The following is a 12122-nucleotide window of genomic DNA, read 5'->3' on the forward strand; positions in this document are numbered from 1 at the left end:
CCATAAAAAGCAGCGGAAAAATAAACAAAACCCTCGCTGTTGAAATCTTTGCGAGGGCATCTTTATTTTATTGCAATAATTATTCTTTAATCGATAACTTTTCTGCTTGCACTTCCTCCAGTGCCATTCCGACAAATTTGTAAGACTTTGGGTTTTCGACGAGTACATTTTTATTTTCGCGAATTTGTCTTGCACGCCTTGCTGACAATGTAACAAGGGAATATTTTGATTTGATTTTTTCTTGTAATGCATCAATTGATGGTTCTAGCATCATTTTGTTTCATCCTCCAGTATTCGTTTATATTGTTTTTCAATTCTTTCACGTTTGCAATGCTCGCTTTGAATAATTGATTGCACCTTTTCGACTGCATGATCGACACGATCGTTCACGACAACATAGTCATAGGCATCCATCATTTCGATTTCATCTCTTGCAGCTTTTAATCGGTTAATCACCAGATCCTCGGTTTCAGTACCACGGCTGACAATACGGTTCTTTAACTCTTCCAGGCTTGGCGGGAATAAAAAGATAAACACACCCTCTGGAAAGTTTTCCTTAACCTGCAAGGCTCCTTGTACTTCTATTTCCAAAAATACATCATGACCCTCAGCAAGTGTCTTTTCCACATATTCTCTTGGTGTACCATAGTAATTATTAACATACTGCGCATATTCCAACAATTGGTTCTGATCAATTAATGTTTCAAATTCTTCTTTTGTTTTATAAAAATAATCCACCCCATCCGTTTCACCAGGCCGTATATTCCTCGTTGTCATGGAAATGGAATATCTCAAATCTGTGTCCTGTTCAAAAAGCTCTTTTCTTACCGTACCCTTTCCTACCCCTGATGGTCCGGAAAGAACAAATAAAATACCTTTCTCATCAATCAAAATGGTTCCTCCTATTATTCATCAATCTCCTCATGACTCAATACACGCTGTCCCACCGTTTCAGGCTGGACCGCTGATAGAACAACATGGTCACTATCGGTAATAATTACCGCCCTAGTTCTTCTTCCGTACGTTGCATCAACTAACTTGTTATTATCCCTTGCAACCGTAATAATTCGTTTGATTGGCGCAGATTCGGGTGAAACAATTGAAATAATTCTATTTGCGGAAACTACATTGCCAAATCCTATATTAATTAAACGTAAACTCAAAATTTCTTCCCCCTTAAAAATTCCCCTTACTGATATCTATGTATATTTAAGTAATTTACTTTATTTATCTATAATATATCTATTATATGAAAAAATAAATGGAAAACACAACTGATTACTCGATATTTTGGACTTGTTCTTTAATTTTTTCAATATCACTTTTTAACGATACGACCCATTCGCCAATTTTAGTATCGGTAGATTTAGACCCAATTGTATTCGTTTCCCGATGCATCTCCTGCAGTATAAAATCTAACTTTCTGCCAATTGCATCACTTGTTTCCGTTGTCCGCAGAAAATGATCAATATGGCTAAACAGCCTTGTAATTTCTTCTGTAATATCACCTTTTTCTGCTAATAAAGCAATTTCCTGCACTAGCCTTGCATCATCAATTTGAACATGTTCGTCCAAATGTTGATGGATCCGATCGAATATCCGATTACGGTACTCTGCAATTACACTTTCTCTGCGTGTTTGCAGTTGTGAAACTGTATCCCGAATTGTTTTCATCCTGTCTAGTATATCATGAAACAGATGCATACCTTCTTTTACACGCATTTCATATACTTCTGAGCATGCCTTTTCAACACTTGCTAAAATGGCCTCTGTCTGCTGGTCTGTCCGCTGTTCTATTTGCTGTACGGAAAATAAATCGGGCAATGCCGCTACGATTGATGCTGGTATCTCGCCTGATAAATGATAGCGTTCTTTCGCCCTCTTTATCTGTTCTACATATTGATCCATTAAATCCCAATCCGTATGAAGTGATTTTTCAGCAAATCCTTTACCCTCAATACCAATATACATTTCAATGCGGCCACGTTTGAAATAGGATTGAATCATTTTTTTGAATTTATCTTCTAGAAACAAAAACGATGGCGGAATCTTTGTATTGAAATCCAGAAATCGGTGATTAACACTGCGAATTTCCACGGTCAATGAGGCCTCGCCTAACTGGATAACATCCCGTCCAAACCCTGTCATACTTTTTACCATTATAACCACATCCATTATTTGAAATAACTCTTCCAATTATAGCAGGCATTTAAGAAAAACGCTAAATCGTCTTGGAATTTCAAAAAGGAATATCCGAACTAATCCAAATTCTAATGGAAGAATTCATCGTTCGGATATTCCTATGGATTAAATTAATTTTGTCCCAGCCACCTTAAAAATTATTTTTTCGTAAAACCAAATAATACAGTTGGCAGTGAACTTAATACAATGATAAACATCCAATCCCTAATTCCCAGGAATGTTGTATGGAAGATCGGCTGTAACGGTTCAAAATAGATTACAACCAATAGTAGTAATAATGATGATAGAACAGCTAATACAAGATACATATTTTCAAATGGATTCCGGGAGAAAACAGATTTTTCACTGCGACAATCAAACACATGAATTAATTGTGCCATTACCAAAGTCGTGAAGGCTACTGTTTGCCCATAAACCAAGTTGTCAGGATTATTTTGATAAGACATCATAAACGCAATTAACGTTACAATTCCTATTACAATACCACGGCTGACTATTTTAAACCCAAGCCCTCGCGCGAAAATTCCTTCTCTCGGACTTCTTGGGGCACGCTTCATAACGTCTTCCTCCGGTTTATCAAGCCCAAGTGCCATTGCAGGCAATCCATCTGTAACTAGATTTACCCAGAGAATTTGTACAGGAACGAGCGGCAGGGGCAATGCAAGCAGCATCGCGAACAGCATAACTAAAATTTCACCAACGTTTGATGCTAGTAAATATCGGATAAATTTACGAATATTTTCATAGATATTCCGTCCTTCATTGATCGCAGACTTTATGGTCGCAAAATTATCATCCATCAAGATTAACGAAGATGCTTCTTTCGTTACATCGGTTCCGCTCCGTCCCATTGCGACACCAATATCGCTTGCCTTGATTGCGGGTGCATCGTTTACTCCATCACCAGTCATGGCAACGATATGACCTTTTTCCTGGAAAGCCTTTACGATTTTCAGCTTATGTTCTGGCGTAACGCGGGCAAACACATAAACACGATCGATAATATCACTTAGTTCGGATGGCGACATTTGATTTAATTGATAGCCATCCAGTACTAACCCATTTTCCGGGAGCAACTGTAAATGAGTGGCAATTGCCCGTGCCGTTTTTTCATGGTCACCGGTTATCATAACCGTCTTAATTCCAGCTTCCCTGCACTCAGCGATCGCAGATTTAACCTCTTTTCTTGGTGGATCAATCATGCCATATAAACCGATAAAGGTTAGATCTTTTTCCAATAACGCTGAATCAAAGGAGTCGCGATTGGAAATAGGTTTTATCCCTATAGCAATCGTCCGCAGAGCCTTTGATGCCATTTTATTGATCGCACCTTCAATATTGCGTTTGTCCGCTGATTTTAACAGTTTTCTTCCACTTTCGTCTATGAAAAAAGATGTCCTTGGCAATAAAACATCTGGCGCACCTTTTGTAATGACAAATCGTCGATTATTCTCATCCTCTATGATGACACTCATTCGTTTACGGTCTGAATCAAATGGAAATTCTTCAATGATTCGATATTGATGGTTTGTTGGCTGAAGCCCCAATTTCCTAGCTGCAACAAGCAGTGCTCCATCAGTTGGGTCTCCGTCAACAAAATATTTTCCTTTCTTAACCTTCAATTGAGCATGGTTGCAAAGCGCCCCATACAATAGCATAGATTCCAAATTAGGAAAATCGCTTTCTAGTTTGCGTTTATCCAAAAAGTAGTCTCCACGTATATCATAACCGTCACCTGTTACATATAAATGTTTCCCGTTAAGGTATACTTCTTTTACCGTCATCTGGTTTTCTGTCATCGTTCCAGTCTTGTCTGAACAAATAACGGAAGCACATCCAAGGGTTTCTACTGCCGATAGCTTGCGCACGATAGCTTTTTTCTTGATCATCCGCTGTACACCTAGGGAAAGGGCAACCGTAACAATTGCCGGCAAGCCTTCTGGAATCGCTGCAACTGCAAGTGATACACCCGCTAAAAACATTTCATACAGCTGGTGACCCTGGTAGACACCAACAACTACTACTAATGCTGTTAATGCAAGTGCTACAGCGATCAGGATTTTACCAAGTTCTGCAAGCTTGTGTTCAAGCGGTGTAATCATTTTTTTCGTTTTAACCATTAGGGATGCAATTTGCCCCATAACGGTGTTCATACCAGTTCCAACAACAATCCCAATCCCAGTTCCACGGGTTACCAATGTACCCATGAACGCCATATTAACCTGGTCCTGCGGGTCAAGGTGGTCTCTTCTAATCGATGATGCATGCTTCATAACAGGCAGCGATTCACCTGTCAGTGCAGATTCTTCCGTTTCTAAACTAGTTGATTTTGCAATCCGGACATCAGCAGGGATTCGATCACCGCTTGCCACACGCACTACGTCTCCAACCACGACCTCGCTTGACGGGACTTTCACCCACTCTCCCTCACGCAATACAGTAGCAACCGGTGCAGATAATTCCTTTAATTTTGCCAGTGATTTTTCTGCCTTCTGTTCTTGAAAGTACCCAATAAAACCATTGACTAATACGATTACCATAATCGCAATAGCGTCAATGTATTCACCTAATAACCCGGCAATTAATGTCGCTGCAAGAAGAACCAATACCATGAAATCCTGAAACTGTTTTAGAAAAATCAACCATTTGGATGTTGTTTTTTCCTCTTCTAACACATTCAGACCATATTGCTTACGGCGCTCTCCAACTTGTTTGTCTGATAATCCCCTGTTAGCAGTTACGAGCAGTTTTTGTTCAACACTTTCTACGTCTAATTGATACCATTTCACACCGCATTCCCTCCACATTCACCTGCAATCTCATTCACATATCTTCAAAGTTGAACTTATCTCCTTATCGATATCTATGCAGACTCGTCCAAAAAAATGCTATAATTGCCTAAAGAGGTGATCGTATGCCATTCGATGGAATAGTTACTAGAGCAGTAACAGAAGAATTGGATGAGAAAATTATTCCAGGAAAAATCACAAAAATATATCAGCCGACAGACACCGAACTAGTTTTTACAATTCGCAGTCAAGGCATGAACCATACATTATTACTATCGATACATCCTGCATATGCTAGATTGCACCTGACTGACGATGAATATAAAAATCCAGCAGAGCCTCCAATGTTTTGCATGCTTCTCCGCAAGCATTTGGCAGGAGCGATTATCGAATCTATTGAACAATATGGGATGGAGCGAATTGTTACATTTACCGTCAAAACCCGGAATGAGATTGGGGACATTGCCTATAAAAGCCTTGTCGTTGAATTAATGGGCAAACATAGTAATATTATGCTGCTCGATCAGGAAAAAGGACATATTATTGATAGTTTGAAGCATGTATCCATGGCTCAAAACCGGTACAGAACGATTTTACCAGGGGCAGAATACAAGCTCCCACCTAATCAGAATAAACTGAATCTATTAGATATTGACAGTGAGACATTTATTAAGAAACTCGACTTTAACTCAGGCAAAATTGAAAACCAAATCGTCAAAACATTGGTAGGTATATCCCCTCTTGCGGCTAAAGAAATCGTCTTTCGCGCTAAACTTGGTTCAGACAAGGCGTACATGGAGAGTTTTACGCAACTGCAAGAACCTATTAAGGATCATGCATATACTCCGGTCATCTACCGCGGAAATAAAGAAGATTTTCATGTACTTTCTATTTCCTCCTTTCAGGGTGAACAGGAAACCTTTTCATCGACAAACGAAATGCTTGACGAATTCTATTCTGGAAAAGCTGAGCGTGACCGTGTGAAGCAACAAGCTAAAGATCTCTATCGATTTATTAAAAATGAAAAAGATAAAAACGAACGAAAGATGAAAAAGCACCTGAAAACGATTAAAAAAGCCTCTGGCGCCGAGAAATATCAGCGGCTGGGAGAATTGTTAACAGCCAATATGCACCTTGTAAAACAAGGGGATACAACCGTTGATGTGATTGATTATTATGATCCTGAACAAAGTGAACTAACAATAGAGCTTAATCCGAACAAAACTCCAAGTGAAAATGCTCAAGGCTTTTTCAAAACATATCAGAAGCTAAAAACATCAAAAAAAATGGTTGAGAAAGAAATTACGAAAACAAATGAAGAAATTGCCTATTTAGATCAACTATTACAGCAAATTGATGTGGCTAGTGTTGATGATATTGAAGAAATTCGCGAGGAACTTCGTGAGGAAGGATATCTAAAAAAACAAACTAGACAAAAGAAAAAGAATAAACCTGGAAAACCTGTACTCGAGCATTATATATCATCTGATGGCACTTTAATCCTCGTAGGTAAAAATAATAAGCAAAATGAATATTTGACTACTAAGGTTGGCCATCGTGATGATATTTGGCTCCATACAAAGGATATTCCAGGATCCCATGTTGTAATCCGTGACCGTGAACCTGGTGAAGAGACATTGCTTGAAGCGGCAGAGCTAGCTGCGTATTTTAGCAAGTCACAGCAATCTTCATCTGTACCCGTTGACTATACAACCATTCGACACGTGAAAAAACCAAATGGTGCCAAACCGGGTTATGTTATTTATGATAACCAAAAGACAGTTTTTGTGACACCAGATAAAAGTACTATTAACAAGCTAAGGAAAAAAAGATAGCGGGACAAGGGGTCAGTCCCTTGTCCCATTGAAAAAGCATGTGAAATTCGATTTCACATGCTTTTATAGAAATTACCTATTCACTTACACCGCTTGAGGGTCTAATTTAACTTCAATATTCCCTCTTGTCGCCTTTGAATATGGGCAAAATTCATGAGCGTCTTCCGCCAATTGCTGCGCATCTTCTGGATTGACACCTTTAATTTTTATCGTTAAAGTAACCGCGATTTTAAAACCGTCATCTTCCGGATCCTTGCAGAAGCTGACATCTGCGGTTGTTTCGGAATCTATTTTCTTCTTTTGCTTCGAGGCTACTAAGTTCAATGCCCCGTCAAAACAAGCAGAATATGCCGCTGCAAAAAGCTGTTCCGGATTCGATCCTTTTTCATCTTTGTTCGTTGCTGGATTAACTAATTTTAAATCAATCAAACCATCTGCTGATTTAACATGACCATCCCGGCCATTTTTCGCTGTTGCACTTGATGTAAATATAACATCTCTCATTACTCAACACTCCTTTAAAATTTAAAAATACGATATAGTTATTTGTTCCTTGAAATAGAAGGAATTAAACATTAAAGAAATGTTTTGTCGATTATTGCTTTAATAAAATGGTCCACTTGCGGTAATTTTCGGATGCCTTCCTGATAACAAACCCAAGTATCCCTTGTAACAGGTTCCCCATTTAATTCCAGCGGGATATTTGGATATTCATCCATCATGAAATCTGATACACTCTCCGGCAGCACAGCCATACCGAGCCCTTGCTTCATAAATTGTTTGCATGTTTCAATTTGATCTACACGAATTGCTTTCTGCGGCTTAATCCGGTCCTGATGATGGTACAGCCAGTTATCTACTAATTCATGCATGCTGTCATCACTCTTAAATGAGATCAACGGACGTTCCTTCAATTTATTCTTTGGAAACGGTTCTGTATCAAAAAAGTACAATGGATCATCAAACAAGCGTTCACATGTGCTCTCCTTTAATTTTTCACCGCGAATAATGCAAACGTGGTAATTTTTATGATCCCGTTTAATATCCTCGCTAATTCCAGTTACTAGATCAATTGCTACTTTAGGGAATTTTCTTGTATACTCAGCCAATATTGCAGGCAAAAAACGCTGGCTGATAATCGTCGAACAAGCAATCGATAATGTACCCTGGACTTCTTCCCCTGACTGTGCAATGGCATTTTTGATTGCTTGTTCCCTTGTGATTACTTTTTTTGCGTGTTCTAAAATTAATTCCCCTGCAGGTGTAAGCATCAGGCTTTTTGGAGTGCGTATAAAAATGTTTTGACCGAAATATTCTTCAATATATTTAAGCCGTTGCGTTACAGCTGGCTGTGAAATTAAAATGGCCTTTGCCGTACCTCGAATGGTGCCAATTTCATTTAACTTCAGTAATAAAGCATAATCATCAATTTTCATGTTAGTCGACCTCATCATATAAGTATTTGTTATTACTTTTGATTATAAACTAATATTATACTTATTGCATCAGATAGCATATGCTTACTATATACATTGGAGAAGAAGGTGCGATAATGAAGGAAAAAGATCACGTTAAAGAAGTTTTTTCGAAAAACAAAGAGGCATATGTTTCAAGCTCAACACATTCGACTGGAAGTGATTTACCTTTAATGATTGAATGGCTGAAACCTAAGTCCACTATGATAGCATTGGATATCGCGACTGGTGGAGGACATGTCGCCAAGCAGCTTTCACGTCATATTGGAAAAGTAATTGCAACAGATCTTACGGAGGAAATGCTGGAGAACACTTCCCGGCATTTAACATCGATTAACAATATTAGCTATAAGGTTGCTGATGCAGAGAATTTGCCATTTGATGATCATTCATTCGACATTGTTACATGCCGGATTGCAGCCCATCATTTTCCAAATCCTGATTTGTTCGTCCAAGAAGTGGCCAGAGTTCTGAAACAAGATGGGAAATTTTTATTCATTGATAATATTGCACCGGATGATCATGCATTGGATAGATTCAATAATACATTGGAAAAAATGCGGGATTATAGTCATGTAAGATCACGGACTATTCTGGAATGGAAGTCTATTTTTGCAGATTTTGGATTATCGATTGAAAAAGAAAAAAACAGAAAGAAAACACTCCCATATCAGGAATGGATTAAGAGAACACTGGATAGCAAGAATGATATGAACAGGGTTGAGAAGTTTATATTGGAAGCTTCAGATGAAATAAAAGAATACTTTCAGGTAAGGATGGAAGACGGCTGTATTATTTCATTTGCGATTGATGAGTGGATGGTGCTGGGCCAGAAATAAGTGAATGGACCACTTAGATTTAAAGTGGTCTTTTCCTATGTATGTACATTCGTTTGTTGTTTCATCTTCCAAGTTACAAGGATTGAGATTAAAAGGAAGTATACAGCATAAATCGCTATAGATAAAATTGTATTTTGAGTTACCTGTATTCCGGCAATTGTAAAAATTACAGTCCGTGGCAATTTCCCAAGTAAACTAGCAACTATGAAGGTTTCAAGCCTTACCTTTGTAATCCCGCATAAAATGTTTACTAGTGGTGATGGTATAATTGGCACAATACGCAAACCAAGAATCCCAATAAATGCGTTTTGTTCAAAATATGTTTTATAGTTTTTTATTTTTGGAAATTTATCAAGCATACGTTGCACCCAGTCCTGGAATCCATAACGAGCCATCAAAAACATTATAATTGTACCAGCAATTACTCCTGATAAAATAATCGCTGTTCCAAGTATAACGCCAAAAGAAGCACCTATTATACCAGCAGCCACAACAAATGGCACGACAGGAAAGAACACTAGTAATGCGAAAAATAGCATACTAATAATGATGGAAAGTTCATCACCTGAGCGGATCCATGCAAGAAACACATCTTTGTTTATGAATAGGAGGATAACCAATAATGTGTATATAGCTATTGTAAAGAACTTTTTCATCTGATCACCTTTAACTTTTAAAGTTTACAAAAAAACAACCTTGATTATTAACGTTCAATCAAGGCAATTATACTCGTTTATTATCAAGCCGTCTTATTCGATAAAGTAATAATACTATTCCCCCAGCAACTACCAATGCAGCACCGATAAGCAGGTAAGTGAACATATTTGTAGCTGTAACTGGTAATTTGGATCCTCCGCCTGAGAAACTATCATCGCCTCCAACTACTCCTCCACTAGTTTCTTCATCCGTTCCACTATTATTTCCTTCTGCTGTAAAGATAATTAAGAAATTAGAGCTGAGACCTTGAAAATCATTCCCTAACTCCTCTGGAAACCTTATCGTAAAGGTTAGCTTTTCATCACTTGAAGGGGCAAGAGTTCTCGGTGATATTCCTTTGAAATCAGTGAGTTTACCATTATATATCTCACCATTTCCATCTTCTATTTCCAGTAATAGTTCGTTAAATAACTTTTTCGATCCGCCTTCATTTTGTACTGTTGTAACATACTTAAATTCTTTTAAACCATTATTTTGAACAACAATTTCCCTCGGTGCCCAGTCCCCTGGCTTCATGTTCTCAATATCAAATAAATACTCACTAGGTGTAATTCCAATATCTATTTCTGATTCAGAATTTGTTTCACCTGAAACCGAATGTCCTGGATAAACAAAAGGTAGCATAAATAAAATGAATGTTATTCCAAATAATAAGATCTTTTTCATCTGACTTCCCTCCTGTCGCCGGCAGCTATACATCGAATATATAGCTCCATGACTATGAGACCTCTGCATTTTCCTTTACACTATTTTTATTCTTCTTATTATTTATATCAAGCTCTGACAATGCTCTCCAGATGACAAACCCAGAATAACAGAGAAGGATGAGCCCTGGTATTAATAATAGAAATGCACCATTTTTCGATTGGGAAAAGTTAACAAAGTAACCGACATATGGAATTGTAAACCCTGAATATTCTGCTAGAACATTTTCAGATAGAACCGGATCCATATCAGGGGCATTATTGTTATCCCCTTTTGTTCGGTATAATGTGTTATCCCCGCTTTCAACAACCTCAACAATTCTATGTGTGATCAGCTTTTCATCCTCTGCCATAAACGTAATGACATCATCTTTTTCAAATCGAGTCATATCGCCACCGGGCTTAACCGCTATGATGGACCCTGTTTTAATACCCGGTTCCATTGATCCAGACAAAACAGTTTTTAATTGATAGCCGAAAATCTCTGGTTCCCCTCCAGAAGCCTTTGACATGACAACAACGACTAACATACCGATTAGCACTGTAAATAATATTCCTGTTGTAATGTTATTCATCCATTTCAATACTTTTTTCTTATTTAGTTTGCTCATTTGCTGAATCCCCCTCTTCTGCGTTAGTTTCAGATTCTTTTTTCACTTTTTTATTAGCAGTATTTTCCTGTTTCTTGTCTTCTTCCGCACCTGTATTCTCTGTTGATTTATCACTTTCATTTGACGAATCACTATTTTCCCCATTGCCAGCACCCTGATCTTTTTTATCTTCCTGTTTGGTATCATCATTATTTGCGGCTTCTGATTCATCGGCAGAATCGTTACCTTCTTCTTTTGATGAATCCGTTTTTGAATCAGATTTTTCTTCTTCGTTACCTTGTTCAGATTGTTTCTCTTCTGCGTTTTCGTGTTTATCGGCTTCCGCAGGTTCTTCTTCTAGTTTTTCGATACACTTAACCATTACTTTTTCGCTCCAAATTATCTTTTTGCCATCACCTTCATAGTCGGATCGCTGCTTCGCTTTAAACATGTATGAACCTATTTTTTCAGCTTTGTAGGTTAACGTGTCAGTTGCGCCTGCATCAATAGGATCAATGCTGCCTTCAGCAATCTTTGTTCCTTGATTTTTGGGGTTTCCATTTTCAGAATAATAGACTTCATATTCCGTTGATCCGATCATACCGAAACCTTTGTTTTTAATTCCAACTGAGATTTCAACCGGAGGGCAAGCTTTAATAGTCTGCGTTGGTTTACCTGTAAAAACCAAATCACTTCCATCCCACCATGATCCCGCTTCAATTACTTGTTTTTCCGAATTCGAATTAATGAAATAAGCACCCGTTCCAGAGGATAGATAACTGAATATAAAGGTTGTTACATAAAAAATGGCCAGAAGCTTGCTAACTAGCATAAGCTTTTTTCTGTTTTTAAACTTTTTAAGACGACTCATTCGCAAAATACTCCCTCCTACCAGCTTGTTTTATGACTTTATAGAGTTTTCCATAAACAATGTTAATCTTTATACACATTCATAAATACAGAACGATTGT

General features: G+C 38.0%; 13 protein-coding genes. 2 read left to right on the forward strand and 11 right to left on the reverse strand.

All coding sequences use genetic code 11. The features are described from left to right. Window positions 1-79: 79 nt before the first annotated feature. The 5 genes from rpoZ to IEV74_RS05945 all read right to left on the reverse strand — a co-directional run bounded on the left by rpoZ (window position 80) and on the right by IEV74_RS05945 (window position 4991). Window positions 80-274 (reverse strand): DNA-directed RNA polymerase subunit omega, encoded by a 195-nt coding sequence (rpoZ, locus tag IEV74_RS05925; protein ID WP_188454443.1) that lies wholly within the window; start codon window positions 272-274, stop codon window positions 80-82. Beyond that, a complete protein-coding gene (gene gmk / locus IEV74_RS05930) occupies window positions 271-891 on the reverse strand; it encodes a guanylate kinase (protein WP_188454444.1) in 621 nt (206 codons plus the stop codon). The genes rpoZ and gmk overlap by 4 nt, the downstream gene beginning before the upstream one ends. 14 nt (window positions 892-905) lie before the next feature. Next, the gene (gene remA / locus IEV74_RS05935; protein ID WP_099158037.1) at window positions 906-1163 is read right to left on the reverse strand and encodes an extracellular matrix/biofilm regulator RemA; all 258 of its coding nucleotides are present in this window, start codon (window positions 1161-1163) and stop codon (window positions 906-908) included. A gap of 115 nt (window positions 1164-1278) precedes the next feature. Continuing rightward, window positions 1279-2160, reverse strand: coding sequence for a YicC/YloC family endoribonuclease (locus tag IEV74_RS05940; RefSeq protein WP_188454445.1), 882 nt, complete (start codon window positions 2158-2160; stop codon window positions 1279-1281). Window positions 2161-2339: 179 nt separating this feature from the next. After that, a complete protein-coding gene (locus tag IEV74_RS05945; protein ID WP_229683074.1) occupies window positions 2340-4991 on the reverse strand; it encodes a calcium-translocating P-type ATPase, SERCA-type in 2652 nt (883 codons plus the stop codon). A gap of 125 nt (window positions 4992-5116) precedes the next feature. Between IEV74_RS05945 and IEV74_RS05950 the strand changes: the two genes are divergently transcribed. After that, window positions 5117-6826, forward strand: a complete 1710-nt coding sequence (locus IEV74_RS05950; RefSeq protein ID WP_188454447.1) for an Rqc2 family fibronectin-binding protein — start codon at window positions 5117-5119, stop codon at window positions 6824-6826. Between the two features lie 84 nt (window positions 6827-6910). Here the strand turns inward: IEV74_RS05950 and IEV74_RS05955 are convergent, their stop codons facing one another. After that, window positions 6911-7330: an organic hydroperoxide resistance protein gene (locus tag IEV74_RS05955; protein ID WP_188454448.1), complete on the reverse strand. Its 420-nt coding sequence runs from the start codon at window positions 7328-7330 to the stop codon at window positions 6911-6913. Between the two features lie 71 nt (window positions 7331-7401). Then, window positions 7402-8262: a LysR family transcriptional regulator gene (locus tag IEV74_RS05960; RefSeq protein ID WP_188454449.1), complete on the reverse strand. Its 861-nt coding sequence runs from the start codon at window positions 8260-8262 to the stop codon at window positions 7402-7404. Between the two features lie 80 nt (window positions 8263-8342). On the opposite strand from IEV74_RS05960, the gene IEV74_RS05965 reads away from it, so the two are divergent. Continuing rightward, complete coding sequence (locus IEV74_RS05965) at window positions 8343-9140, forward strand: class I SAM-dependent methyltransferase (RefSeq protein ID WP_229683075.1); 798 nt, start codon at window positions 8343-8345, stop codon at window positions 9138-9140. Between the two features lie 35 nt (window positions 9141-9175). On the opposite strand, the gene IEV74_RS05970 is transcribed toward IEV74_RS05965, so the two are convergent. The 4 genes from IEV74_RS05970 to tapA all read right to left on the reverse strand — a co-directional run bounded on the left by IEV74_RS05970 (window position 9176) and on the right by tapA (window position 12022). Continuing rightward, complete coding sequence (locus IEV74_RS05970; protein WP_188454450.1) at window positions 9176-9796, reverse strand: TVP38/TMEM64 family protein; 621 nt, start codon at window positions 9794-9796, stop codon at window positions 9176-9178. A 67-nt stretch (window positions 9797-9863) separates the two neighbouring features. Continuing rightward, window positions 9864-10523, reverse strand: coding sequence for an LPxTATN C-terminal sorting signal domain (locus IEV74_RS05975; RefSeq protein ID WP_188454451.1), 660 nt, complete (start codon window positions 10521-10523; stop codon window positions 9864-9866). A 52-nt stretch (window positions 10524-10575) separates the two neighbouring features. Beyond that, the gene (sipW, locus tag IEV74_RS05980) at window positions 10576-11172 is read right to left on the reverse strand and encodes a signal peptidase I SipW (protein ID WP_188454452.1); all 597 of its coding nucleotides are present in this window, start codon (window positions 11170-11172) and stop codon (window positions 10576-10578) included. Next, window positions 11156-12022, reverse strand: coding sequence for an amyloid fiber anchoring/assembly protein TapA (gene tapA / locus IEV74_RS05985; RefSeq protein ID WP_188454453.1), 867 nt, complete (start codon window positions 12020-12022; stop codon window positions 11156-11158). Before tapA ends, sipW begins: the two co-directional genes overlap by 17 nt. Between the last annotated feature and the right edge of the window lie 100 nt (window positions 12023-12122).

Source organism: Virgibacillus oceani (assembly GCF_014638995.1).
GTDB classification, from domain to species: Bacteria; Bacillota; Bacilli; order Bacillales; family Amphibacillaceae; genus Virgibacillus_E; species Virgibacillus_E oceani.